The following is a 25,782-nucleotide window of genomic DNA, read 5'->3' as shown; positions in this document are numbered from 1 at the left end:
GGGATGTGGTATTTAAATATCTTTTTTGACTAGCATATAATAGTCATTCTCTAAAATCATATAACCTTGGTCGTACAAGAAATAGTAGGTATTTCCTGTTTTGGTATTCAAAATCGAAGTGAAAAATTCAAAGTCAAAACCCTTGCTCATCAACTTGGCTCGAGTCGTTTTCGTTTTACCTTCTACATTCAATTCTGACAAAATTCGGTAATTTTTGCGCAACTTATTGTTAATATTCCGCATATAATTAGTACTATCCTTATTTATTTTATTGTTGTAGGCATTTCGGCAGCTATCGCTACAAAATTTCTTATCCTCGCGACCTACAATTTTTTCACCACATTCTAGGCAAGCTTTCATTAGTTTACGATTTAGGTTATCACTCTATCTATTTTGAGCCCAGCAAAAGGCTTTATTGGTTATCATTAGTTCCTGCTGTCCTTCCTATCTTTTTTGCTCCGAAAAAAATCGGGTCAAAAAAGGATATTCCCTCCCATCAGGGCTAAAGAGGGAACAGGGGATTTGTGTTTGTTTTGGTTTCTTAATTTATACCTACAAGGTTTGAAAAAGACCTTGCAGGAAATCCAGTGACAAAAACTTGTTCTAGCACTACTCGACCTGCGAGGTTTTCAAAACCTTGTAGGTCTTATTGTAATCTGCGTTTCTACACCTAAAAACCAAAGTTCTATTACACATTTTTTGCGAAATTTGAATAGGAATGGGCTTTAGCCCATTCTTTACATATCGTTTTGTATTGGGCTTTAGCCAAAATTATTATACATTTTGGCTAAAGCCTATCTATAATTTACAATCATATCATCTCGCTAAAGCGAGACGCAATTGATTATTCATAATCACTCATCAATCGTTTCTTGCTACTAATCATACCTACAAGGTTTGAAAAAGACCTTGCAGGAAATCCAGTGACAAAAACTTGTTCTAGCACTACTCGACCTGCGAGTTTTTCAAAACCTTGTAGGTCTCATGGTAATCTGCAATTCTAAACATACCTTCAAGGTTTGAAAAAAACTTGAAGGAAAACCAGCAATAAACTTGTTCTAGCACTACTCGACCTGCAAGGTTTTCAAAACCTTGTAGGTCTTATTATACAATCAAAATGCTCATTCCAAAAAATCCCCTTGTTACTCTCTAACCCCGATAGGAGCGGCATCCTTTTTTTCACCTTTCGGGTGGAAAAAAGATATAGCGGATAGCGGGACGATGTTTCCTGAAATACCTTTTGTGCCTGTTCCTAAATAATCCCCTTCACTATTTCTCTCCGTTTTTTATCTTTTTTATTTCGTATAAATCGGTTCTTCGGTCTTTGAGGATGCGCACGCTGCCGTGTTCGTGCAGCTCTTTGAGCAAATCCAAATCGACGTCGACAATCAGTGTCATCTCGGTATTGGGCGTGGCTTCGGCTTTGATGCCATTGCTCGGAAACGCAAAATCCGAAGGCGTAAACACCGCCGATTGCGCGTACTGAATATCCATATTGTTGACCTTGGGCAAATTGCCCACACATCCCGCTATGGCAACAAAACACTCGTTTTCGATGGCTCGGGCTTGGGAACAATGTTTGACTCTGGTGTAGGCGTTTTGCGTATCAGTCAGGAAGGGTACAAACAAGATATTCATCCCTTCATCGGCCATTAATCGGGAGAGCTCTGGGAATTCGACATCGTAGCAAATCATTACGCCTATTTTTCCGCAATCGGTATCAAAGGTTTTGATTTCTGAACCGCCTTTCATTCCCCAATGTTGTACCTCGTTGGGCGTAACGTGAATTTTGGCATACATTTCTGAAGTCCCGTCGCGCTTGCACAAGAAACCAACATTATACAAATTTCCGCCTTCTAAATATGGCATACTTCCCGTGATGATATTGATGTTGTACGAAATGGCAAACTCCTGAAAACGCTTGCGAATTGGGTCTGAATATTTGGCCAATTCGCGAATGGCTTCGGCCTCGGTGAGGTGATTGTAATCGGCCATCAAAGGCGCGGTGAACAGTTCTGGGAACAACGCAAAATCGCAACCATAACCCGAAACCACATCGATAAAAAATTCGGATTGTTCAAACAAGGCGTCGAGATTGGAGAGCGAGCGCATTTGCCACTGAATAAGCCCTAACCTAATCACCGATTTTTCGGTGTTGATGAGCTTGGGACTTTCGTCATAATAAATGTTATTCCACTCGAGCAAAACGGCAAATTCCTTCGAATCTTCGTCGCCTACTAAATAATTTTTGATGACGCGCAACACGTGAAAATCGTTGCTCAACTGAAACGACAATACAGGGTCATGTAGTTGTTTGCTTTTGATTTTGTCGATGTATTTTTTGGGCGACATTTTATCGGCATACTGCCCATAATTGGGAATTCGTCCCGCAAAAACAATGGATTTGAGGTTGAGTTGTTCGCACAATTCTTTGCGAGCGTCATACAAACGGCGTCCCAAACGCAAGCCGCGATAATTGGGATGAATAAACACATCGATGCCATACAAAATCTCCCCAAACGGATTGTGGGTCGAAAACGAATAATTGCCTACGACCTCCAAATAATTATGGCGTTTGTCGACCAACTTTTCGTCTACAATCAACGACAAGGCCGAACCCACCACTTTTCCATCGGCCAAAATCACCAACTGTCCCTCGGGAAAAATGGCCAATAAGCGCTCAATGTCCTCGGAACGCCAATAGGAATCGGCCATTTCGGGATAGGATTCCACCATCGAGTTCTTGAGTTGCTTATAATCCTCAAACGCCAAATTGCGCAATTCTACTTTTTTGATTTTGGTTTGCATAGGGTGTGGGGTTTTAGGGGGTTAGTGAATTGGTTTTTTATAGCACGGAGTTTATGGATTAGACTACTTCAAAAAGTCATTACTTAAAATATTTTACAATGCTTTGTTTTTTTTGATATGGTGGTTTATGGGAAAAATTGGCTCTAGGTTATTAAAATATAAAAATCATCTTTTCATTAAGTTTAATCCTAAGATAAGTTGTTAAAGATGTATTTATTAATCTTAATACTCTCTAAAGTTACAAAGCTCTTCTATTGTCAATATTTGTTTTTGATACAACTCTTCAAATTCTTTATTTGTGATTCTTAATCGAATATTACCATATTTGTCAAATGGATGTGCTTCTGTTTTTTGATTTCGTTTTTCATTTATTTCTGTCCAATATCTGTTACAATGAGGTAATTTTTTTTCAATAATATTACTATTCAAATTAACTCCATATTCAGGAGAAGGCTTTGTAAAACCAAGTTTGTCGCAAAATTTATTGAACACTAAATTGTTAAAGACATTTAAATTTAATAGTGCTTTAGACGGATCTATTTTATATGATTTTATAAATAATAAAAATGAAATTTTTAATTCCTCGTATTCTAATTCATCTGTCCAAATACTTCTATTAAAAAAAGTGTCAGGATCGTTAATTTTCCATTCATATTTTAGTGTATGAATTATAATGTCCGAAGGCTGTTTAGTAAATAGATATTTTACATAATTATTTTGGTCAGAAGTTGTTTTAAAACCTTTAAATAAAACTGGGTCGTGGAATAGAAGATTTAAGCCTTGAAGAGCCAATAAGGAATTTGAATTATCTAATAATTTTGTTGAAAATATTTTTCTATAAGTTTTGTCAGCAGATGAAATATATTTATAATTATTTAACTCACGTTGAATGAAATAATTTTCATTATTTACATCAGTCAATATCAATTCTTTTTTGTCATTGCTATATAGCCAAGAAATCATATAAAAGTTTACTAGCCAATGTCTATGTTTTTCAAAAGTATAACGATGATATACTTTCTCATCAAAAGGTAATTCTGGAAAATTTTTAAATATTAATGCAACTAAATGATGAAACAAAATATCATCATCATTTAGTATTGCTTTTAGAAAGTTTAAAACATCTGTATCTTCATTAAAATGTCTTTTAAAATAATATAGAATTGCTTCGAAATGAGTTAACAAAATATTACTTTTTTCTAAGATTTTCTTTTTTACTTCTTCGTCTTTATTTAGTTTATATAAAGAAAAACCAATTACAGTTTTATCTAAATAAACCTCTTTCGAATTTTCATCAAAACAATTAATAAATCTTTCTTTAAGATTTTTATGTGTTTTAGATTTTAAAGTACCGGCTGGTTTTCCTTCATTCTCTTTTTTATATTCTTTTGTTATTTCAGAAAATTTGCTATTTTGAATTTTTAATTCACTATCAATGTCGATAATTTCTTTAATTAAAATTTTACTTCCTTGAGGAATTAAACCTAAATCTCTAGATATTAAGTCTAACGATGCAATAATTTTTTGAGAAACTAATTTTTCTTTAGTAAAAATTCTGATGTCATCAACATATCTTGAATATTTAAAATCATATTTTTTGTTTAATTTTTTAATTTCAGTATCAACATAGAATAAATATAAATCAGCTAAAAATGGTGAACTAATTGGACCTTGAGGGATACCGTGTTTGCTTTTAAAAGTTTTATGATTTGAATCTGCTGTCCAAGTTTCTAAACATTTTGAAAGTAATTCAAGAATATTTGCTTCAATTTTAAAAGTATTAGCTAAAATTTCACATAGTATATTGTGGTCAATTGTATCAAAGAAAGACGCAATATCAAATTCACTTAAATATTTATATCCATTTTCAAAATTTTCTTTAGAAACTTCATTAAACCTTTTCCATTTTCTTTTCCAAGATTTAAAGAAAAATTCTCTATCTAAAACATTAGCTGTTGAAGGATTAACTATATTTCCAAAAATTAGATTATCGTAATATGGAGCAATAACATCATAAGAGTTATCTGCAATGACGTTAGTCATCGCTTGATAAATTAGTAAATCTATAAAAGTTAAAATAGATAATGGTCTAACCAAATTATCTTTCTTTGGAATAAATATTTTATGACTTTTTTCTGGTTTGTAAATTTCGTTTTTGACTTGATTAATCGTTGATTCAATATTTTCATCAAGATATAAACCAAAAATTCGTAAATCTTCATAATAAATAGTTTTGTATAAATTTCTAGATGAAGTTTTGAGTCTTACAAAAGCAAGCTTAAAATTTTCAGGAGTTAAAAATTGTTCGTATTGTGTCATATTTAATTTATTCAACGAGATAGTTAATGCTAATTGGCAAATTTACTCTCAAATATACTCAAAAATTTCCATTTACAAACGGTTACAAACAATTACAACCGAAAGTAAATGGGATGCAACCGACTAATTATCAATCGGCACCGCATCTTTGCCCTGTCGAAATGAAACAACGACCTTGTGGCTCATCCGACACGAACTTTTTAATTATATGCCTAACTTTTAAATTTACACGCCATGAATGCAATGAAAAACAGAGTACAATTAATCGGTCACGTAGGAAACGAACCAGAAATCAAAACCTTCGACGGAGGTAAAAAACTAGCCAGCCTTACTATCGCTACCAACGACACTTACCGCAACGACAAAGGTGACAAAGTAGAACAAACCGAATGGCACAAAGTAACTGCCTGGGGAAAAACAGCCGACATCATCGAGAAATACGTGACCAAAGGCAAGGAAGTAGCCATCGAAGGCAAACTCACTCATCGCAGTTACGAAGACAAGAACGGGGAAAAACGCTACATCACTGAAGTGATAGTGAATGAAATCCTTTTGATTGGTAAATAAAATCCGAGGCTATGAATGTACAAGTATTTTCCGTTCGGGTAGATGCTCCTCATTTGGCGCAAGACCAGCAACAGCTTAATGATTTTATAGCCTCGGTAGAATTGGTTCAGTCCGATACCCATTTCATAGAATCCGATGCTAGTTATTGGTCGGTTTTGTTGCATTATAAAGAGAAAATCAATCTTGCGCCCCGTGAGAAAGAATCGCTCACCGACTTGACCCAAGACCAAGTCGATAGGTTTCAACATTTGAAGAAATGGCGCAACGAAAAAGCCAAAACGAATGGTGTGAAACCATTTATAATTTGTCACAACAGCCATCTGATTCAAATAGCGGTGCAACATCCCAAAACCATTTCCGATTTTCAATGGATTAAAGGATTTGGAGAAAAACGAACGCAACACTATGCGGATGAAATTGTTGAACTATTAGAAAACATTTATCTTAATCAGGAAGAAATACTTTAAAACATATAAGCCATTTGAGTTTTCTATAAGCAGCAGAATTTTTCAAAACCATAGAAGGTATTTAAGGACATAAAAGGCTTTGTAAAAGTTTGAGTGTTCTGAATGCCTTTTTGGTTTAATACTTTATGCTTTGTGAACTTAGCGGTTAAATTTTGGCCACGGATGTCGCGGATAAAACGGATGAAACGGATTTTCAATAGAACTTAAATGTCCTTATATGATTTATTATTTTGCGAACCTTGCGCTTGCTTTGTGAACTTTGTGGTTAATTTTTGCACTCGGAAATACGGATGAAATCAAGCAACTATTAGAGAACATTTATCTTAATCAGGAAGAAATACTTTAAAACATATAAGCCATTTGAATTTTCTATAAGCAGCAGGTTTTTTCAAAACCATAGAAGGCATTTAAGGACATAGAAGGCTGAGAAAAGCTTGAGTGTTCTGAATGCCTTTTGGGTTTAATATTATGTCAGTATAAATAAAGGGGGAGAAAAAAAATTAAGCTACTTTGTTGATCAAATCAAACATAGGACAACGGCCACAACGTTTGTTTTCGCCTTTCTCGTATTTCCCGCAACACTTTGACTTGCAGTTTTCGGCAACTTTGATTTTGGCCAAAAGCGCTTTCTTCTTTTGGTCTTTCTTTTCTTTTTTGCCTTTCTTTTTGTCCTTTTCTTTGTCTTTCTTACTCATAATTTTGAGTGTAAATTTCGCAGACAAAGATATGTTGTTTTTATCTATTCTAAATAAACTTTAACATAAAAAAGTATAAAAAAACCCGAATAACATATTCAGGTTAAAAGTCTTAAAGAAGTTTTACTTGGTTGCAGCAGCTGCGGCAGCACTGGCAACAGCAACTTGCTGAATATCGCGATCAAATAAATACAAGCCACCTTTATCGTCACCAATTAAATTGATCTTATCTAAAATTGATTTTGCGGTAGCTTCTTCCTCAATTTGCTCAGCTACATACCATTGCAAGAAATTGTGTGTTGCGTAATCTTTTTCAGAAAAAGTAATGTGCACCAATTCATTAATTGAATTAGATACAAAAATCTCATGTTTATACAATTCTTCAAACATATTTTGAAACGTATCATAAGATGATTTTGGCGCTTTCAAATCGGTGATTTGGGCATGTCCGCCGCGTTCGTTAACGTATTTAATCAGCTTTAACATATGAGCACGTTCTTCATCAGACTGGGCATACATAAACTGTGCAATGCCCTCGAGTCCATTCACTTCAGCCCAACAAGCCATTGACAAATAAATCTGTGAAGACTCTGCTTCTATTCGAATTTGATTGTTCAATGCGACTTCAATATTTTTAGACAACATGATTTTCTTTTTTAAGTTAATGACAATTATAAAAACAGCTTTCGGGAAATACTAAGATAACAATTAGATCACAATTGTAACGACAAAAAATTAAAAACCATCATAAAATTTCTGCATCACAAATTGCTTTAACTTGGTATCATAATACCCATTAATATAATAATTCTTATGCCTGAAAGTGCTTTGCAAAACGGCTTGAGGATTTTCATATGAAAATTGACTTATAAAATCGGTGGCCAAAGGCTCTGGTTTTGAGTGGAAATGATTCCCTTTTTTATCCAAAACACTTTCAAAATAAACATTCAACGGAATAAAATAAGAGTTGGTTACGAAGTCACCCCCATTAGGTGCAAACCCTGTAGATACTTGCTCAACTTCTTGATTTCCGCCTATGGTTAGCAACAAGTTTTTGGGTGTTTTATACACCGTAACTCCCAAATCAGATGATGATAATTGTTTCAAAAACTTGGCAGTAGCTTTGATTGCTTTTGGTCGTTGGTTCATAACTTGAGCGAACAAAGGGGAGTTTTTGAAAGTGATCGTGTCATTTTTTGTTACCGTATATTCTTTGATCACAGTATCGGTTTCAAAATCTTTGTAACCAAAATGGAGTTCTTCATCATTAGCCGTAAGCTGATAGATTTTGTTTTCGTGATAATAAGAATTCGACAATCCATTAAGGCGTTTCAACGGAAATTGTGGAATGTTACGCTCAATGAGTTTTAGTGTTTTAAAATCCAATTGAAACAGTTGCGTTTCATTTAAATTATGATCGAACGTGAAGAGTATATCATTTTCACGAACATAAAATTTTGATTTACTAGTAGCTTTGAACAACGGATTATAGGCACGGGTTTCTATTTTTTCTAAAGGCAAAACTGCTAAAATTAGAGACAAATTGATGGGTTCTTTTTTACTATTTAAAAACTCAAAACCAGTAAAATCAAGAAGGTACTGTGATTTTTTACCATCCTTAAAAATATATAGGACTAAAGCTTCTGCATCATTTTTTTTTGTAAGTACATAAAAATTATTGTTTTCATTAAAGGCGTGTAGTAACGTTTCACGTTGTAAGGGCAACTGAAAATAGTTAGTTGATGTGGTCTTTCCCACCATATCATAATGAACTGCAATTATGCTTTTAAAATTAGAATCGGACCAATATAGCGTAGGATTTTCATCAGCTCCAAAGGAATACCCCGCCATCAATTTGTAACCAATATCGGGTCTTTTGGTCACCATACTGTCTTTGAAAAACAAGAAAGGACTGTACTTTAGAATCGTTGTTTTTTCTTTGTCGGTAGCAAAGACAAAGACATTATCATTTTGCCTATCAGAGGTGTTGATGATTTGATGGTACTCTTTTGCTTTTTTTAATTCTAAAGGATGAGAAGCTAATCTAATTTGACCAAAAGTCAAAAAAGTACTTCCTAGAAATAAAAGAACCCATACTTGCTTCATAATGATTTATATTAAAAATAGTACAATTTCTTCCGCAAAGAGCATACCAAAAATTCGCTACTTACTCGTTCATAATTTGCTGAAAATAATCTACAAATTGTCCCACATGCAAGCCATCCATTAAACCGTGATGTACGTGCACCGACATATTCATTCGTTTACTTCCATCCTTTTCAACAACCATTTTTCCAAAAGAAATCTTAGGACAACTATCAGGAAAAGTAAAGCTACGAGCATGAGACAAGGAAGTAAAATCCAACCAAGGCAAAGCCGAAAAATGGATTAAATTATCCGAATCAAAAGAACGAGTAAACAAGCCCGTTGTGTTTTGAATGCGTTCGATTTCTTCCAGCGCATTTTTTTCAAAAACAGAAAAATCGGGATGAAATTCAATTAATGAAAATCCAAAAGTTCCATCGGGACGACCAATAGTCGCAGAACCATCAATTCTATCGTAAACCACAATGGTTTCGTTATCAATTCGGTATCTAAAATTTTCAATCGCATTGACCGCTTGTAAGGTTTTGTGCAAATAATAAATAAAGAAAGAAGATGAAATGGATTTGGCTTTTTCGTATGCCTTAGTGCAATCTATAGCCACTGTAACACCAAAAAAAGGTTCACTCATTTGTCTAAAAAAATGAAAATGCTCTTTTCTGTTCCAATTTTCAAGGTCAAACGGCTGCTTCATTAGGTTAAAAGTGGAATTATATCGGTTAATTGTTGCAAAGTCGTAAAGTTAGGATGCTCTACTTTGTGGTCTATTTTCTCGTGTGCCCAAGTCGTGTGAAACGGAATGTGTGCAGCAAAACCACCAATAGAAAGCACCGGCAAAACATCCGATTTTAGAGAATTACCAATCATATAAAACTCATCGGGTTGTATCTCCAAGCGTTTAATCAAATCCAAATAATCGGTTTCTTGTTTGTCTGACATTACTTCAATATGATGAAAATAAGGCCCCAAACCCGAATTGTGTAATTTTCGTCTTTGGTCTAATAAATCTCCTTTGGTCGCTACAACCAATTTATATTTTCCACTCAAAGCTTCTAAGGTTTCGGTTACGCCCTCTAGCAAATCAACCGATTTTTCTAGTAAATCTTTTCCGTATTGTACAATTTTTTCAATCGCTTCAATGGAAATCGTATTGTTCGAAATTTTCATAGCAGCCTCAATCATCGATAAAATATAGCCTTTGATGCCGTAGCCATACAACTTTAAATTGGCAATTTCTATTTGAAACAATTCAGAAGAAATGCCTTGATGCGAAAGATAATCTTCCATCAAACCGCAGAATTTTTTTTCGGTTTCATCAAAATACATTTCGTTCCCCCAAAGCGTATCATCGGCATCGAAAGCAATTACTTTAAGCTTTTTCATCATCTTCAATTAAAATTTAAAGTTTAAAAGTACAACATTTCATTGGGGTTGCGCTGCTTTTGAAAGTAAAAAAAGCATAAAAAAAACCGCCTCCAAGTGAAGCGGTTTAGGTTGTGTTGCGGGTTATAGTGTTTTAAACTAAGTTCGCTGCGATTAAGTATTCTGCAATTTGAATCGTGTTCGTTGCAGCTCCTTTTCTCAAGTTATCAGCAACAATCCACATATTCAAAGTGTTGGCTTGGCTTTCGTCACGACGAATTCTACCTACAAAAACTTCATTTTTTCCTTCAGCATAACGAGGCATTGGATAGGTGAACGTATCCAAATTGTCTTGCACAACAATGCCATCTGTATGATGTAAAATACTGCGTACTTCAGCCACATCAAAATCATTTGTGAACTCAACATTCACCGCTTCGCTATGACCGCCAACTACCGGTACACGAACAGCAGTAGCAGTTACTTTAATAGAATCATCGCTTAAGATTTTTTTGGTTTCGTTTACCAATTTCATTTCTTCTTTGGTGTACCCGTTGTCTTCGAAACTATCACATTGAGGGATACAATTGCGATTGATTTTGTATTTGTACACCATTTCGCCTTCAATTCCTGCTACTTCATTTTCGAATTGTTGTACTGCTTTTACACCCGTACCTGTAATGGACTGATACGTTGAAACAATTACACGTTTGATGTTGTATTTTTGATGCAAAGGTGCCAAAGCCAATACCATTTGGATAGTTGAACAGTTTGGATTCGCAATGATTTTGTCTTCTTTAGTCAATTGACTAGCATTGATTTCTGGAACCACTAATTTTTTGGTTGGGTCCATTCTCCAAGCCGAAGAATTATCAATTACGGTAGTTCCTGCAGCTGCAAATTTTGGAGCCCATTCCAAAGAAGTTCCTCCACCAGCAGAAAACAAAGCAATATCTGCTTTTAAATCTACTGCGGTTTGCAATCCTACCACTTTATATTTTTTTCCGTTGAATTCTATTTCTTTTCCCACTGATTTTTCTGAAGCAACAGGAATTAACTCTGTAACTGGAAAATTACGTTCTGCTAATACTTTCAACATGATTTCGCCTACCATTCCGGTAGCACCTACAACTGCTATTCTCATTGTATATAAATTTATAGTGTCTTATTATTGAGCCACAAAAGTACGTAATCTAATAAAGAAAACAACACGGTTCACAATTTTTAACAAATTGTTACATTTTAAACAATTTAATTGTTTTTTACTTTTGAGCCACAAAAAAAACCGCCTCGTTTTGGGAAAAGAGACGGTTAAGTTAGACACTAGTGTAGCGGTATTATTTCTTTAATAAATCTCTAATTTGAGTCAATAATTCTTCTTGAGTTGGTCCAGCTGGAGCTGCAGGGGCAGGCGCTTCTTCTTTTTTCTTCATACTGTTAATCGCTTTTACCATCAAAAAAATCACAAAAGCAATCACCAAGAAACTGATTACCGCAGCTAAAAATTTACCGTATAAAATACCTCCATCGGTTTTTAGATCCGCTAAATTTTCTACTTGAGCTGCTTTTAATGCTGGGTTTAATAAAGCTGGCGTGATAACATCTGCTACCAATGAGTTCACAATAGCACCAAAAGCACCACCAATGATAACTCCTACTGCTAAATCCATTGCGTTGCCTTTAGCAATAAAATCCTTAAATTCTGAAATCATTCCCATATTTATAATTTTAGTTATTTGATTAGAAGATAAAGATATTTAAAAATTTCCAAAACTCTAAAATTTATTCCCTGTAAAACACCCTTTTAACGCGTTGGGAAATACTAGTCAAGATTTCATACGGAATTGTATGTAGCTTTTCGGCCATTTCGATTACGGTTGGGCTTTCGCCAAAAATGATTACCGCATCGCCTTCTTGACAATCAATAGCCGTTACATCTACCATCAGCATATCCATACAAACGCTTCCAATAATGGTAGCTTTTTGATGATGAATCATCACATATCCTACCCCATTTCCCCAAAGCCGTGCGATTCCATCGGCATAACCAATGGGAATTGTAGCTACTTTGGTAGATTTCTCAGCCATAAAACGACGACCGTAGCCTACAGAATCTCCAGCAGGAATAGTTCGGATTTGGGATATAACGGATTTAAGCGTACTCACATTTTCTAATTCTTTTTGTTCTTCAGCATCATTAGAAACTCCATACAAACCAATACCTAAACGTACCATATCGTATTGCGATTTGGGAAAATTACTAATCCCCGAAGTATTCAAAATATGACGAATGGGCTGAATATTCAATTCCGCCATCAATCGGCTGGATAAATTTTCGAACAGCTCAATTTGAGATTCAACAAAAGCTTGATGATTCAAATCATCACTGGTAGCCAAATGCGACAATATACTTTTTACTCGCACCAAAGTAGTGTCTTTGAGTATCGCGATTAATTCCTCGACAGTATCTTTTTCAAAGCCCAAACGATGCATACCCGTATCAATTTTGATATGAATCGGAAAATGCTTTAGTTTCTTTTGTTCGGCTATTTTCAAAAAGGAATGCAAGCCTTTTAAACTATAAATTTCGGGTTCTAATTGATGTTGTATTATCGCTGAAAAACTTGTCGACTCGGGATTCAATACCATAATGGGCAGATGAATTCCTGCTGTTTTCAAGGCAATTCCCTCATCGGCGAAAGCCACGCCTAAATAATCTACTTGGTGGTGTTCTAATAATTTGGCAATTTCAAAACCTCCATTTCCGTATCCAAATGCTTTGACCATCACCATCATTTTGGTAGACGGTTGTAACTTAGAACGGAAGAAATTAAGATTGTGACTAATGGCATTGAGGTTGATTTCTAAAACCGTTTCGTGTGTTTTCTCCTCGAGCGCCACAACAATATCTTCGAAATGAAAACTACGTGCGCCTTTGATTAAAATCGTTTCATTGCCAAAAGTAGCATTATCCAACTGTGCTAAAAAATCGGCAGTAGTAGGATACGTAATGCAATTGACAAATTTGTGTTTAAAAGCGGTTATGGTCGTACCGATGCCAATCACGCGGTTAATTTTGTTAGAAATAACAAGCTGCGATACTTTGGAATACAATTCTTCGTTCGACAATCCACTCTGAAAAATATCCGATAAGATTACTGTTTTTTTCTTGTACTGTTTTTGACTTTCTAAGAAATCCAATGCAATTTTTAAAGACTGAAAATCAGAGCTATAACTATCGTCAATAATTGTGGTGCTATTGATACCGTCTTTAACCTTTAGACGCATTTCGACAGGATACAACAAATACATTCGGTGTTCGATAGTCACCCTATCATATCCCAAATGCAAGAGAACCATTAAACAATGAATCGCATTCTCGATAGAAGCATCATCTTGAAAAGGAATGATGATATCAAAAGCATACGATTCTAATTGAATATGCAGTTTGGTTTTATCTAAAATACTTGATTTTTGAATAAAAACATCGGCAGTGGCATCTTTAAAACTCCAAGAAAAGGTTTTCAATGTCGGTTTCAAAAATGCATCGATGGTTTTATTTTTATTATAAATCAATAAATCACAGTGCTTAAAAAGCTGTAATTTTTCTTTAATTTTTTCACCAATAGAAGAAAATCCTTCGTCGTGAGCCGAACCAATATTTGTCAAAATCCCAAGCGTGGGCTGAATGATTTTTTCTAAATGTCCCATCTCATTTACTGTAGAAATTCCAGCTTCGAAAATTCCGAAATTGTGTTGCTTAGCAATCGCCAACACAGACAAAGGAACGCCTACTTGTGAATTGTAACTTTTGGGACTACGAATGATAGAATAATCGGGGCTTAGCAAGAAATTGAGCCATTCTTTTACAATAGTTTTCCCGTTGCTACCCGTAACTCCTATTACTGGAAAATGAAACAAACTACGATGATAACTCGCCAATTCTTGCAAGGCTGTTAAGGTGTTTTGTACCACCAAGAACTGTGCTTTTCCTTCACAATGCTCAGGAATGTATTGCACTACGAAATGAGTAACGCCTTGTTGAATCAAATCATTGATATACAAATGCGCATCGTTATTGGGACCAATTAAAGCAAAAAACAAAGTATGTGGTCCGTTTTGCAAGGAACGGCTATCGATAGAAATAGCATCAATAAGTAAGGAAGCATCACCTTCGAACGAGGCATTTATATGTTTTGAAATCGTAGCAATTGTAAGATTCATCAGGCATTGGGTTTGAAAGTAAAATTAGTAAAACACAACTAATCCGAACCGTGGTTTTAATTTTATTTAACGAAGTTCTCTCATATTTCTTGCTACGTTAAAAAAAAGAAGCAAAAAGCTATTTTAGATATATTTGTAAATGAAAACCCAAATGCTTTGAAAAAAATACTTCCTTTCTTTTCGTACCTATTCCATCCGGTCTTTATTCCGCTGATGGCGACGTTGTTTTATTTCTATTATAACGAAACACTATTTCAACTAAAAGAAAAAGGATTTGTTTTACTGCAAATTACTATTTTGACTATTGTGGTTCCTATTCTTATCTATTTTTTACTCAAAGCACTCAAAAAGATAGATTCGGTGATGGCTTACGATTTGGACCAACGTAAAATTCCTTTAGTCTTGCAAAGTTTTTTATTCATTCTATTGGTAAAAAGAAGCATCACGATAGATCGTTATTTTGAATTGCATTTCTTCTTCTTAGCCGCCTTATTGAGTACTTTAATAGCGCTTTTGTTGCTTTTTGCAAAAATAAAAGCGAGTATTCATATGCTTGCTTTTAGTTCATTGACGGTATTTGTCATAGGATTGCATTTACATCATCCTAATCATTTTCCGCTACTTGTTCCTTTTTTAATTTTTATGAATGGCATTATCGCTTCTTCAAGATTAGTGATGAAAGCACATACCCCAAAGGAATTAATTATTGGATTTTTCTCTGGTGCTATACCACAGCTATTGCTTATGGTAGTTTGGTTATAAAATATAGAAAAGCAATCCAATATTTAAACTTCGTAATTGCACTTTTTCAGTACCTACCTGCCCAGTTTGAAATAAAGAATTCAACCCATATTGAATATAAACATTGAAGGTATTGTATCCGGAAGCCAAATATACTCCATAGCCTAACTTGTTTAAATCAGCATTACTCTTAATTGTAACGTTTTCAATATCATCAGTGTATACACTACGATCGTAGACTAAATAACTCAACTTGAAACCTGCATGAATACGCCAAAACTTAGTGCTTTCATAAGTTGAAGAACGCCACCTGAATTCGATAGGCAAATCGGCGGTAAGGGTAGTAAACCTATTTTTGCTATAGGTTCCACCTTCTAAAATAGCATAATTGGGTTGCTGGTTGGTGCCAAATACTCCGAAATTATTATTGTAATTATTATAGGTCGCTCCAAGTCCTACGGCTATAGCATACGTTCTGTTTTTATTTATCGGCATATCTCTTAAGACCCCTCCTGTAAAACCAATAGATATTTTGTCTTTTGAATAGTCATTGGGAGTGCTGATGAAACTATTGTAGGTAAGCCCAATATAAAACTGATCTTCTCTATACAAAGAATCGATTTTGGTTTTGGGTTTTTCTTCATTATTAGTAAAATCTTGAGCAAAAGCCAGACTTCTAGAAAAAAAAATAAAAAGAAAGATAAAAACACGCATACCTAAGGAATTAAAATGAAGACCAACATGAATCTTTGGCTTTGCCGAAGAACAAATATACTACTTTGGATTGAAAATGAATGCGATGCAAAATCATCCCCTTTTATTGGTTTACCAAAAGTTCTTTTTGTTCAAATAATCAACACTATTACATTCGGTTACCGTTTGCGTTATTTGAAATTATGGCCTACAAGTATCGTTTATTTGTTGTTCATCCCCTTGATTTGAAGTGCGCATTACATCGATTACACTTTAATTATCCTATTGTTCTTGTATAGAAAATACAGAATGCCATGCAAAAAAACAATAAACACCAACGCATGCGCTAAAGAAGCATTCATAGGAGTATTGAATAGCGGTTCTAAAAAAGTAGTATAGCAATATTTTTGGACACCAATGGTAACAGATTTATTTTCTATGCTTTCTATTTGAATCATCGCTAAAGTTCTCGGAATTATCCCCGACAGAAAAAAAACGATCATTGGATTAACCCCCCAAATTACTAATGGAGAAAACATTTTTTGAAGATTTTTAAAATCGGCTAGGTAATACAATCCGTTAAATAGTAAAATTGCTATTCCAGAAGTATACAAAACATAAGAACTAGTCCAAATGGATTTGTTAATTGGGAAATAAACCGCCATGATAACGCCTAGAAAAACTAAGACCGATCCAATGACCAATAGATTTTTCATCCGTTGGATAGCATTTGAAGTATTTAAAAGTAATTGACCAATCAAAGCCCCCATAATTCCTTGCGCTATGGCAGGTAAAGTAGAAAGAATCCCCTCAGGATCCCATGGTTTTGTTCCTGCATACACATGCTCTTTTAAAATAACTTCATCAACCCATGCTGCTAAATTGGTTCCAATTTCAAAATTTGCAACCCCAACACCTGGAACAGGAATGAGACTCATCATCGCCCAATATCCTAATAAAAGACTTAGCACTATGCCTATTTGAACTTTTGTTGTAAAAAATGTATAGGTTAAAGACGCTAAGAAATACACAATACCGATACGCTGTAGTACACCAAGGAGACGAACTTCTTGGAATTGAGCAGTTCCAAATGCCAAAACCATAAAGCAACAAAACAGCAGGATGGTTGTATATTTTTTTGTTCTGAAATTATAATTTCCCATTAAGGCAAAACCAATAATCAGGGTTAATAGTATTCTGAAAACAACCAAACTAGTTCCTTCTAAATTGAAGATTGTAATGGTATTAAAGAAGTTTAGGAACAAGCCTAAGCAAATGATTCTTAAAGAACGAATTAAGTATTTAGTACCATTTTTAACTGATTTTTCTTTGTTAGGGTTCGCCAATGGAATTGCTATTCCTAAAATAAAAATGAAGAATGGAAAAACAAAATCAGCAAGTTTACAACCATTCCACTCTGCATGAAGTAACGCAGGATAGACATTGTCCCAATCTCCAGGATTATTGACCAATACCATTGTCAAAATTGTAATTCCACGAAGTAGGTCTAAAGAAATAAGCCGTTTATTTTGCATAACCTGTCATATAAATTTTGAACTGTTTTAATCCGGAAAAGATATTTTGCCCATTGTTACCGATGGAATTCCGTTGTTCGTGCCAAAATCAGTGCCTCCTCCAGCCACGGTTTCATTAGCCAATACTGCAAAAAGAATGGCTTCCTTCGCATCGCCAGAAATGCCAATTTCATTTGTATTCTTAAACGAACAAGGCACTAGTTCTTTTAAATAATCCATCAAAAGCGGATTGTGCATTCCTCCCCCAGAAACATAAACGGTAAAATCAGCAGTCGTTGTACCAGTTTGTTGGATGGCAAATACTATTGCTTCGGCAGCAGTTTCGGCACTAAAGCGAGTAAGTGTTGCCAATACATCTTCGATTGAAAGCTGTTCTGTTTGGCTTTCAGTAATCGCTTTTTGAACATACTCTAAATTAAAAAGCTCTGGCCCTGTTGATTTTGGAAAAGGGGCTTCAAAAAAAGGATTGTTTTTTAATGCTTGTAACAAATCAGGATGTACCGTTCCTTTACGAGCTATTTCGGCATCCTTATCGAAACTTTTTTTAGGAAAATTTCGTTGTACAAACGCATCTATCAAGGTGTTTCCTGTACCTGTATCGGTGACAAAAACGCCTTCAGGATTTTGATTTTTTGGTAAAAAGGTAAAATTCCCAATACCGCCTAAATTCAACATGATTCGGTTTTCTGTCTCACTTCCAAAGAGAAAATAATCGCCATATATAGCCAAAGGAGCTCCTTCTCCACCAGCCGCAAGATGTTTTTGTCTAAAATCTGAAACGGTAGTAATCCCGGTTCGCACCGCAATATGATCACCGTCGCCAATTTGTAAAGTAGCGTTTGGAAATTGCGCTTGCTGGTGCAGTATTTTGGGAGCATGCATTACTGTTTGCCCATGCGAAGCAATCAAATCAACTTCAGTAGGAGTACAATTCCATTTCTTTAGGCAATCCAAAATGAGATCCGCGTGTAAATTTCCAATCCATTCGTTTAACAAAGCTAAATGTTGAAAATCGATGTTTTTTTTGGCAAATACTTTTCGGATTTCAGCTTTAATCGCTTCAGAATAGGGAACCGTTGTAAACTGTTCAAGAGAAACAACGGTCTTTTTTCCTGATCCCGAAATGTTGCAAAGCGCAATATCTAATCCGTCTAACGAAGTTCCCGACATTAACCCGATAATGGTTCGTGTTGGTTTTTGTGCCAATTCATATAGGGACTTGATATTCTTATTCATCATGTAGGAATTTAAAAATTATATTCTTCAGCAACGTTTTTGCTGGTCAACCACAAACCAATAAATGTGATTACAGTATTTAAAATAATTAATTCATTATCAAACACATAACCCCCAAAAAGAGTTACTGAATTCTCATTAATAAGTAAGGTTAATGCGGGAGAAAGTACGCAAACAAAAGGTACTAACTTGTCGTTTACTTTTTTGGATTTCATAAACAATCCAAAAGCGTACAATCCTAAAAGTGGTCCGTAGGTATAGGATGCGACCTTAAAAATCATTCCAACTACAGAGCTATCATTGATTGCATTAAAAACTAAAATCACTAAAAAAATAAGGGCAGAAAAACCAAAATGAACGAGATGTCTTGTTCTAACCAAATTCTTTTTCTGACTGTTTTCAACCTTATCCATGCCTAAGAAATCTACACAAAAAGAGGTGGTAAGTGCTGTTAATGCTGAATCGGTTGTGGCAAAAGTAGCAGCAATCAATCCTAATAAGAATACAATTGCTGGAATAGTAGCTAAATGATGTAGCGCAATTTCAGGAAAAAGCAAATCCGTTCGCGGTTTATTAGTAGCCAAATCCAATGGAATTTGAATATTATTTTTAGCCGCAAAAATATAAAGCAAAGCGCCTACGCTCAAGAAAAATATGTTAATGATTACGAAAATCGTGGTAAAACTGAACATGTTTTTTTGAGCTTCGCCAATGTTTTTACAACTTAGGTTTTTTTGCATTAAATCTTGGTCCAAACCTACCATGGCGATAGTGACAAACATTCCTCCTAAAATTTGTTTAACAAAATGGAATTTACTTCCCATAAAATCATCAAAGAAAAATACTTTGGAGTAGTTACTGTTCTTTACTTCTTCAAATGCGCCAACCATACTCAAATCCAAACTATTGCAGATAAAATATATGGTCATAAAAACCGAAGCGACCAAGAAGAACGTTTGTAAAGTATCGGTAATGATAATTGTTTTTAATCCTCCTTTGTAGGTGTAAGAAAAAATTAAAAGCAACGAAATTAGCACCGTAACAGCAAACGGAATTGAATAATAATCAAAAACATAGCGTTGCAATACGATTACCACAAGATACAATCTAAAGGCTGAGGAAATGGTTCGACTTATCAAAAATATGGAAGCCGCCGTTCGATAACTGTAAAACCCCATGCGCTGTTCGATATAACTGTAAATCGAAGTAAGATTCATGCGATAATAAAGAGGCAAAAGCAATTTGGCCACAATTATAAAACCAATCGCATTTCCAATTATAAACTGGAAATATTTGAATTGCTCCCCATTAGGCGAACCTACTTCACCAGGTACCGAAATAAAAGTAACTCCAGAAAGCGCAGTTCCTATCATCCCAAAGGCTACCAAGTACCATTTGGAATTTTTATTGGCGGTAAAAAAGACATCGTTGCCGCTGTCATTTTTGCTTACAGTATACGAAATAAAGAATAAAATTCCGAAATAGGTAAAAATTAAAAGTAGTATTATACTTGGAGTCATTGTATTTTTTTAAAGGTTAAAGGGCAAAAAGGATGTCTTATTTCATCTTAGTAAGTACAGCGCGTACACTTTTGTATTTTTTAAGCAAATCAACCGCTTTTTGTTCGTCGATAGCTAATTCGTCCATAATCATTTTGATGCCTCTATTCACTAGTTTTTCGTTCGACAATTGCATATCTACCATTTTATTTCCTTTTACTTTACCAAGTTGGATCATTACAGCAGTAGAAATCATGTTGAGCACTAATTTTTGAGACGTTCCTGCTTTCATTCGGGTACTACCGGTCAAGAATTCAGGTCCTACTACTAGTTCAATGGGATAATCCGCTTCTTTGGAAATTAAACAATCACTATTGCATGAAATACTTCCTGTAATACAATTGTTTTCTCTAGCTTTTTTAAGTCCACCAATCACATAAGGTGTATTTCCGGAAGCAGCTATTCCAATTACTACATCGGCACTTGAAATTGCGTGCTTTTTTAAATCTTCCCAAGCTTGATTTGCATCGTCTTCGGCATTTTCAACGGCTTTTCGTATAGCGGTTTCTCCACCAGCAATAATGCCAATCACTACGTTGTCCGAAACCCCGAAAGTAGGCGGGCATTCCGAAGCGTCTAAAACCCCAATTCTTCCAGAGGTACCAGCTCCAATGTAAAACAAACGACCTCCTAATTTAAGTTGTTGAACAATTGCATCAATTAAGGGTTCAATTTTAGGAATTTGTTTTTCAACGACATTAGCAACTTTTTTATCCTCTGCATTAATTCCTTTAAGAATTTCTTCGGTGGACATTTGATCCAAATTGGAATAATGAGATTCTTTTTCTGTATCTGGCTTATCTTTTTTCATTTGATTGAATTTAGATGAATAAAATTAAAGTCAGTTGTAGCTATTCTATCTAACAAAATTTAACACGAATGAATACAAACTTTTATGGTAGTAAAGTACTCCTTTTTTCGCGAAAATTAGTGCAATTTTATTTGCCTTTTCTTTAAATCAGAACAGGCTGAATAGTTACAATGAGTTTAAAAAAACAAGGAAGATAAATGTATACCTTCCTCGTTTTTAATATAATAGTTAATTTGCGGGGTCAGCAGGGGTATTAGGATTATTGAACCTTTCAGAATCTGGATAAGGATACCAATTTCTGTTTCTTTCTGTAGCAGGGCGATTAAAACGTCTGCTGTCCTCTAATCTCAAACCTGACATGTATAATTCAATACAGCGATTTTTGTAAATTTCGGTTAAAATACTTGCCTGATCCAACGTTCCTGCATAAGCAGGTAAGTTAGCCCCAACGCCAAAAGCATCGCTACTAGCTGTTTTGGTCAACACTTTGTTTAGCTCAGTTACTGCTCCTGTCAAATCGTTTTTACGGGCTAGAACCTCAGCTTTTATCAAGGTAATTTCACCAGGAAGGTAAAGAGGAATTGATTTCAAACTTGTATCAAAAAAACCTAAAGCTTTGTTATCTGCTGTTACATAAAAATTGATTCTCGCATCTGCTGAAGCCGGTGTAAGCGCAGAGGGCAATCCTAAGTTTCTGTCTCTAGGCTGGTAGTTATTATTTGTAGCAATAGAGTTAAAGGCGATAGGATTGTTTGTTAAGGCGTCAAATCTAAACTCTGATTTTACGGTTACATTAACCAAGTTTGCATACGCCAAGGCGTTGTCATTATCTCCAAGCATTAAATAATAACGTGCCAATAATGCATTAACCGTATTTTTATAACTAATTCCTGGAACCAATCCAGTAAAACCGTTTGCTGTATTTAAATAAGGTTCGGTCGCTTTTAAGGTACTTATAACTTTGGCTAACACATCCGCTCTTGATTTGAAATCAGCGCTTTTACTGGTTTCAGTAGGCACTTTTTCATAAAATTGAATCAGGGTTCCTAACGCCATCGCTTTGAAAATAGAAGCGTGAGTAAATACACTTGCTTTTTCATTTTCAACGGTCAAAACATTGATGTTATCCAATATTTTTTGGGCCTCAGAATTGATTACCATACCATAAGCCCAAAGGTTTTTGGCCACTGCATTGTTTGCGGTCAAAGAAGTTCCACCAGCTTCAAGAAAACCTTCGTCAACATTACCAGCATTAACTACTCTTAATTCTCTTGTAGTCAAACCATTTGCTGTTATTGAGGTATAAAGAACACTTGCTCTTCCATTTGACCATAATTGTTGTAACCCATTTGTTGCGCCAATTAATCCTGATCTAGTTGACAAAACCTCTTCTTGAGAAGGCTTTGTTGGGTCGAGAAATTCATCGTTGCAAGACACTAAAAATGCGCCTGCCACTACGATTGATAAAAGTATTTTTTTCATATTCGTTTTATTTATTAAAATTGAAATTTCACCGCCAAAGAATAAGTTCTTGGAATTGGCACCGTACCAAAATTATATTTCGCTACAGAAGACTGTCCACCTGAATTGGTTTCTGGATCAAAACTTGGAAATTTATCCCATGAATACAAGTTTCTACCACTAGCAGTTACAGTCATATTAGTAAAGAAACTATTTAATTTACCAAAATCATAGCTCATAGAAACTTCTCTTAATTTCAAATAACTACCATCAACTACTCTAAACTCTTCAATATTGTAAATTGACCAAATGTACCCTCTTGGTAATTCTCCGTTTAATTCTTTGGCAACAAGCTCTCCATTACCAACACCTTGACGCGTTCTGTAATCCGCATCAAAAACATCAACCCCTTGAACTCCGTCAAACAAAACAGACATTCCGAATTTTTTGTAGTTAAAATTAGCCCCAAAAGCAATGATATAATCCGGGTTTGGATCTCCAATTTTTTTGCTTAACACAGATCCCGTTGGTTGTCCGTTTGCATCTCTCGAAGGTGTTCCTGTTGCTGCATCTCCTCTTTCGGTTTGTGGGTATCCCGCTGGATTTAACAATAAACTACCATCTGCATTTCTGGCATAATAAGTTCCATAATAAATTCCTATTGGCTGATCCTTTTCTGCAAATACTGGAGCTCCCGCAGGATTATTATCTAACTGAAAACGTTGCTGAGGAAGATCTGTCACTTTGTTTCTGTTTCGGCTATAATTTACAAATACATCTAAATTTAATCCTTCTTTTTTAATGACATCATAGCGTAATCCTATTTCAATTCCTTTATTGTTCATTAAACCTACATTCTGTATGGTATTCGTTGCTCCTGAGGAAGGCGCTAATTGAACTGGTAATAATAAATCTTTGATATCGGCATTGTAATAATTGAATGACAAATTGATTCTATCTTTTAAGAAACCAAAATCAGCACCAACTTCGTAAGTAGAACTTCTTTCTGGTTTTAAATCTAAATTCCCTTGTTTTAGTCCTTCTAAAGTAAAGGCAGAATTTCCAATTAATGTTCCTGATGCATAATTGGTAAAACGTGCATAAGGAGTAATTGCTGTTAAACTTCCTGATTCTCCCCAAGATGCTCTCAATCGAGCAGAGCTTACAAATGAATCTTTCATGAATTTTTCGTCAGACAAAACGTAACTTGCGCTTACTTTTGGAAAAAATTGAGAACGATTATCTTTGGCAAAAATAGTAGAGGCATCATTTCTTGCTGCCACGGTCACAAACAATTTGTTCTTAAATGCAATTGTTTCTTGCAAATAAAACCCCCAAAGATTGTAACTCGATTTACTAGCAAGTGGAGAACCCGGAACCAAAGTATTAAAGGCATTAATTGTTTCAACAAAAGGTTTTAAATCTCTTCCTTCTAAGGCAAATAAATTATCTCTGTACGTTTGGATATTGTACCCCGCATAAGACGTTAATTTTAGATTTGAGTTAATATCCCAAACATAACGTAAATTCAAATCATTATTTAATTGCACTACTCTATTGGTCGCTTCAGAAACATAACCATCATTATAATAGGCCGTATTTACTCCTGCATAAGGGTATCTTGGTATAAAAACATTACCACGTTGATTGTAATTATCCAATCCAAAAATAAAATCAGCATTGAAATTTTTGAAAGGTTTGTAGTTCAATTGCAAGTCAGCAATCATACGATCTGTTTTTTGGGTGATGTCAAACGTTTCAATTACAGATAGCGGATTTACCCTAACTGGATCTACTGCCATCAAGTTACCATTTGAATCTCTTTTATTCAAATCATATATGTTATTGGTAATGGTAACTGAGTTGATTGGACTCCAGAAAACATTCCCATCTGGTTTTTCATTAGAACTAGAGTTAATATAATTTAACCCAACAGATGCCGATAGTTTATCATTAAATTCATGTTGCAATCTCAATTTTGCCCCAATACGGGTAAAATCGGTGTTTTTGATAATCCCTTCGTTTTTCAAATACCCCACAGAGGTAAAATACTTCGTCTTATCATCACCGCCTCGCATAGAGAAATAAGTGTCATTTCCTATACCAGTAGTAAAAATATCATCTTGGTAATCATAGCGCTGAATACCTGATATTGTTCTGGTTTCAAGATTTCGGCCAGCTACACTTACAGTAGTTGCACTAGCTGGTTGATTTTGTATTGGAAATAAAGCTGCTGAACTATTAACAAATTGCTTGTCAGATTTATTCACATACACTTTTTTACGCAATGAATTAGATGTTATACTTGTTGAAAAATTAAATGTTGGTTCACCAGATTTTCCTTTTTTGGTAGAAATTAAAACAACACCATTGGCAGCACGAGATCCATAAATTGCAGCTGCTGCGCCACCACTAAGGATTTCAATACTTTCAATATCATTAGGATTGATGTCTGAAGATCTGTTTTGTCCAATTTGTAAATTTGAATTTCCTTTACTTACATTTAAATTAGTAACATTGGTTGTAGCATTGTTTAATACTACTCCGTCAATAACATACAATGGATCAGACGAACCCAATATAGAGGAAGTTCCTCGTAGTTTGATAGTGAATCCTCCAGCAGGATCTCCAGAATTCTGAGAAACTTGCGCTCCAGCAATTTTTCCCTGAATGGCCGAGGATAAATCTACAGGCTTTGCCTTATTTAATCCTTCGGATTTTATGGTTGTTACAGCGTTTCCTAATTCTTTTCTGGTAACGCGAACTGTTGAACCAAGAACAACTACTTCATTTAATGTTCTCACCTCTTCAACAAGAACAATATTGAATGAATTTTTGTCGCCTACATTTACGGATTGAGATGTAAATCCAACAGAACTAAAAGTAAGAACGTCCTTTTCAGAAGCGCTTATGCTATAACTTCCGTCAAAATCAGTAACACTACTTTTAGTTGTTCCTTTTATAATTACAGATACTCCGGGCAAAGGAAGCCCATCTGTTTTGCTTTTAACAATTCCACTTACTGTTTTGTTTTGAGCGAGTGCAAATTGCACAAACAACAACATTAAAAATGGAATTAATTTGGTTTTTTTCATTTTCATAATTTGTTTTTTTATGATTAAGTCGCTAATATAAATATAATTTTAAAACACACACCATTTTATGCGTTTTTTTTAATAAAAATAGTTAAATAATGCACAA

Annotated in this window: 21 protein-coding genes; 3 read left to right on the top strand and 18 right to left on the bottom strand. The window is 34.9% G+C overall.

The genetic code is table 11. The features are described from left to right. Positions 1 to 12: 12 nt before the first annotated feature. The 3 genes from FLB_RS07760 to FLB_RS07750 all read right to left on the bottom strand — a co-directional run bounded on the left by FLB_RS07760 (position 13) and on the right by FLB_RS07750 (position 5,127). Positions 13 to 360, bottom strand: coding sequence for a hypothetical protein (locus FLB_RS07760; RefSeq protein WP_064715389.1), 348 nt, complete (start codon positions 358 to 360; stop codon positions 13 to 15). Between the two features lie 909 nt (positions 361 to 1,269). Then, on the bottom strand, positions 1,270 to 2,808 hold the full coding sequence (locus tag FLB_RS07755) for a carbon-nitrogen hydrolase family protein (protein ID WP_024980694.1): 1,539 nt from the start codon (positions 2,806 to 2,808) through the stop codon (positions 1,270 to 1,272). A 222-nt stretch (positions 2,809 to 3,030) separates the two neighbouring features. Next, positions 3,031 to 5,127, bottom strand: coding sequence for a reverse transcriptase domain-containing protein (locus FLB_RS07750; protein ID WP_064715388.1), 2,097 nt, complete (start codon positions 5,125 to 5,127; stop codon positions 3,031 to 3,033). Positions 5,128 to 5,361: 234 nt separating this feature from the next. Between FLB_RS07750 and FLB_RS07745 the strand changes: the two genes are divergently transcribed. Together FLB_RS07745 and FLB_RS07740 are read left to right on the top strand one after the other, a co-directional pair. Further along, the gene (locus FLB_RS07745; protein ID WP_064715387.1) at positions 5,362 to 5,694 is read left to right on the top strand and encodes a single-stranded DNA-binding protein; all 333 of its coding nucleotides are present in this window, start codon (positions 5,362 to 5,364) and stop codon (positions 5,692 to 5,694) included. 11 nt (positions 5,695 to 5,705) lie between these two features. After that, on the top strand, positions 5,706 to 6,161 hold the full coding sequence (locus FLB_RS07740; protein ID WP_064715386.1) for an HRDC domain-containing protein: 456 nt from the start codon (positions 5,706 to 5,708) through the stop codon (positions 6,159 to 6,161). A gap of 500 nt (positions 6,162 to 6,661) precedes the next feature. Here FLB_RS07740 and FLB_RS07735 read toward each other — a convergent pair whose 3' ends face one another. From FLB_RS07735 to FLB_RS07700, 8 genes are all read right to left on the bottom strand, one after another. After that, positions 6,662 to 6,856: a hypothetical protein gene (locus FLB_RS07735; RefSeq protein WP_064715385.1), complete on the bottom strand. Its 195-nt coding sequence runs from the start codon at positions 6,854 to 6,856 to the stop codon at positions 6,662 to 6,664. Positions 6,857 to 6,979: 123 nt separating this feature from the next. Then, positions 6,980 to 7,501, bottom strand: coding sequence for a ferritin (locus FLB_RS07730; protein WP_064715384.1), 522 nt, complete (start codon positions 7,499 to 7,501; stop codon positions 6,980 to 6,982). A gap of 90 nt (positions 7,502 to 7,591) precedes the next feature. Further along, the gene (locus FLB_RS07725) at positions 7,592 to 8,962 is read right to left on the bottom strand and encodes a hypothetical protein (protein ID WP_064715383.1); all 1,371 of its coding nucleotides are present in this window, start codon (positions 8,960 to 8,962) and stop codon (positions 7,592 to 7,594) included. Positions 8,963 to 9,023: 61 nt separating this feature from the next. After that, entirely contained in the window at positions 9,024 to 9,653 is a 630-nt protein-coding gene (locus FLB_RS07720; protein ID WP_064715382.1) for a chloramphenicol acetyltransferase, read from the bottom strand. Beyond that, entirely contained in the window at positions 9,653 to 10,345 is a 693-nt protein-coding gene (locus tag FLB_RS07715) for an HAD family hydrolase (RefSeq protein WP_064715381.1), read from the bottom strand. The genes FLB_RS07720 and FLB_RS07715 overlap by 1 nt, the downstream gene beginning before the upstream one ends. 130 nt (positions 10,346 to 10,475) lie before the next feature. Beyond that, complete coding sequence (locus FLB_RS07710; RefSeq protein ID WP_064715380.1) at positions 10,476 to 11,465, bottom strand: aspartate-semialdehyde dehydrogenase; 990 nt, start codon at positions 11,463 to 11,465, stop codon at positions 10,476 to 10,478. 193 nt (positions 11,466 to 11,658) lie between these two features. Beyond that, a complete protein-coding gene (gene mscL / locus FLB_RS07705; RefSeq protein ID WP_064715379.1) occupies positions 11,659 to 12,039 on the bottom strand; it encodes a large conductance mechanosensitive channel protein MscL in 381 nt (126 codons plus the stop codon). A gap of 64 nt (positions 12,040 to 12,103) precedes the next feature. Continuing rightward, entirely contained in the window at positions 12,104 to 14,545 is a 2,442-nt protein-coding gene (locus FLB_RS07700) for a bifunctional UDP-N-acetylmuramoyl-tripeptide:D-alanyl-D-alanine ligase/alanine racemase (RefSeq protein ID WP_064715378.1), read from the bottom strand. Between the two features lie 156 nt (positions 14,546 to 14,701). Between FLB_RS07700 and FLB_RS07695 the strand changes: the two genes are divergently transcribed. After that, positions 14,702 to 15,307 carry a hypothetical protein gene (locus tag FLB_RS07695; protein ID WP_064715377.1) on the top strand — a complete coding sequence of 202 codons (606 nt, stop codon included), beginning with the start codon at positions 14,702 to 14,704 and terminating at the stop codon, positions 15,305 to 15,307. Here FLB_RS07695 and FLB_RS07690 read toward each other — a convergent pair. The 7 genes from FLB_RS07690 to FLB_RS07660 form a co-directional block, all read right to left on the bottom strand. Next, positions 15,302 to 16,000, bottom strand: coding sequence for a porin family protein (locus tag FLB_RS07690; protein WP_064715376.1), 699 nt, complete (start codon positions 15,998 to 16,000; stop codon positions 15,302 to 15,304). The genes FLB_RS07695 and FLB_RS07690 overlap by 6 nt on opposite strands. A gap of 245 nt (positions 16,001 to 16,245) precedes the next feature. Further along, positions 16,246 to 17,514 carry an acyltransferase family protein gene (locus FLB_RS07685; RefSeq protein WP_064715375.1) on the bottom strand — a complete coding sequence of 423 codons (1,269 nt, stop codon included), beginning with the start codon at positions 17,512 to 17,514 and terminating at the stop codon, positions 16,246 to 16,248. A gap of 27 nt (positions 17,515 to 17,541) precedes the next feature. After that, on the bottom strand, positions 17,542 to 18,750 hold the full coding sequence (locus FLB_RS07680) for an anhydro-N-acetylmuramic acid kinase (RefSeq protein WP_064715374.1): 1,209 nt from the start codon (positions 18,748 to 18,750) through the stop codon (positions 17,542 to 17,544). Positions 18,751 to 18,761: 11 nt separating this feature from the next. Beyond that, on the bottom strand, positions 18,762 to 20,270 hold the full coding sequence (locus FLB_RS07675) for a sodium:solute symporter (RefSeq protein WP_064715373.1): 1,509 nt from the start codon (positions 20,268 to 20,270) through the stop codon (positions 18,762 to 18,764). A 37-nt stretch (positions 20,271 to 20,307) separates the two neighbouring features. Further along, complete coding sequence (gene murQ / locus FLB_RS07670; protein WP_064715372.1) at positions 20,308 to 21,120, bottom strand: N-acetylmuramic acid 6-phosphate etherase; 813 nt, start codon at positions 21,118 to 21,120, stop codon at positions 20,308 to 20,310. Positions 21,121 to 21,348: 228 nt separating this feature from the next. Beyond that, positions 21,349 to 22,602: a RagB/SusD family nutrient uptake outer membrane protein gene (locus FLB_RS07665; protein WP_064715371.1), complete on the bottom strand. Its 1,254-nt coding sequence runs from the start codon at positions 22,600 to 22,602 to the stop codon at positions 21,349 to 21,351. Positions 22,603 to 22,616: 14 nt separating this feature from the next. Then, positions 22,617 to 25,682 (bottom strand): SusC/RagA family TonB-linked outer membrane protein, encoded by a 3,066-nt coding sequence (locus tag FLB_RS07660; protein WP_231891061.1) that lies wholly within the window; start codon positions 25,680 to 25,682, stop codon positions 22,617 to 22,619. Positions 25,683 to 25,782 lie beyond the last annotated feature (100 nt).

Source organism: Flavobacterium succinicans (assembly GCF_001662485.1).
Classification (GTDB): domain Bacteria; phylum Bacteroidota; class Bacteroidia; order Flavobacteriales; family Flavobacteriaceae; genus Flavobacterium; species Flavobacterium succinicans_A.
This window is presented reverse-complemented; position numbering and strand designations above follow the sequence as displayed.

What these genes read in the sequence shown, in the direction of transcription:
- FLB_RS07685 (WP_064715375.1), bottom strand. Translation starts at nt 17,514, where the DNA reads ATGCAAAATAAACGGCTTATTTCTTTAGACCTACTTCGTGGAATTACA.
- FLB_RS07715 (WP_064715381.1), bottom strand. Translation starts at nt 10,345, where the DNA reads ATGATGAAAAAGCTTAAAGTAATTGCTTTCGATGCCGATGATACGCTT.
- FLB_RS07755 (WP_024980694.1), bottom strand. Translation starts at nt 2,808, where the DNA reads ATGCAAACCAAAATCAAAAAAGTAGAATTGCGCAATTTGGCGTTTGAG.
- FLB_RS07735 (WP_064715385.1), bottom strand. Translation starts at nt 6,856, where the DNA reads ATGAGTAAGAAAGACAAAGAAAAGGACAAAAAGAAAGGCAAAAAAGAA.
- murQ (WP_064715372.1), bottom strand. Translation starts at nt 21,120, where the DNA reads ATGAAAAAAGATAAGCCAGATACAGAAAAAGAATCTCATTATTCCAAT.
- FLB_RS07720 (WP_064715382.1), bottom strand. Translation starts at nt 9,653, where the DNA reads ATGAAGCAGCCGTTTGACCTTGAAAATTGGAACAGAAAAGAGCATTTT.
- mscL (WP_064715379.1), bottom strand. Translation starts at nt 12,039, where the DNA reads ATGGGAATGATTTCAGAATTTAAGGATTTTATTGCTAAAGGCAACGCA.
- FLB_RS07745 (WP_064715387.1), top strand. Translation starts at nt 5,362, where the DNA reads ATGAATGCAATGAAAAACAGAGTACAATTAATCGGTCACGTAGGAAAC.
- FLB_RS07750 (WP_064715388.1), bottom strand. Translation starts at nt 5,127, where the DNA reads ATGACACAATACGAACAATTTTTAACTCCTGAAAATTTTAAGCTTGCT.
- FLB_RS07700 (WP_064715378.1), bottom strand. Translation starts at nt 14,545, where the DNA reads ATGAATCTTACAATTGCTACGATTTCAAAACATATAAATGCCTCGTTC.
- FLB_RS07725 (WP_064715383.1), bottom strand. Translation starts at nt 8,962, where the DNA reads ATGAAGCAAGTATGGGTTCTTTTATTTCTAGGAAGTACTTTTTTGACT.
- FLB_RS07730 (WP_064715384.1), bottom strand. Translation starts at nt 7,501, where the DNA reads ATGTTGTCTAAAAATATTGAAGTCGCATTGAACAATCAAATTCGAATA.
- FLB_RS07660 (WP_231891061.1), bottom strand. Translation starts at nt 25,682, where the DNA reads ATGAAAATGAAAAAAACCAAATTAATTCCATTTTTAATGTTGTTGTTT.
- FLB_RS07710 (WP_064715380.1), bottom strand. Translation starts at nt 11,465, where the DNA reads ATGAGAATAGCAGTTGTAGGTGCTACCGGAATGGTAGGCGAAATCATG.
- FLB_RS07760 (WP_064715389.1), bottom strand. Translation starts at nt 360, where the DNA reads ATGAAAGCTTGCCTAGAATGTGGTGAAAAAATTGTAGGTCGCGAGGAT.
- FLB_RS07740 (WP_064715386.1), top strand. Translation starts at nt 5,706, where the DNA reads ATGAATGTACAAGTATTTTCCGTTCGGGTAGATGCTCCTCATTTGGCG.
- FLB_RS07680 (WP_064715374.1), bottom strand. Translation starts at nt 18,750, where the DNA reads ATGAATAAGAATATCAAGTCCCTATATGAATTGGCACAAAAACCAACA.
- FLB_RS07690 (WP_064715376.1), bottom strand. Translation starts at nt 16,000, where the DNA reads ATGCGTGTTTTTATCTTTCTTTTTATTTTTTTTTCTAGAAGTCTGGCT.
- FLB_RS07675 (WP_064715373.1), bottom strand. Translation starts at nt 20,270, where the DNA reads ATGACTCCAAGTATAATACTACTTTTAATTTTTACCTATTTCGGAATT.
- FLB_RS07665 (WP_064715371.1), bottom strand. Translation starts at nt 22,602, where the DNA reads ATGAAAAAAATACTTTTATCAATCGTAGTGGCAGGCGCATTTTTAGTG.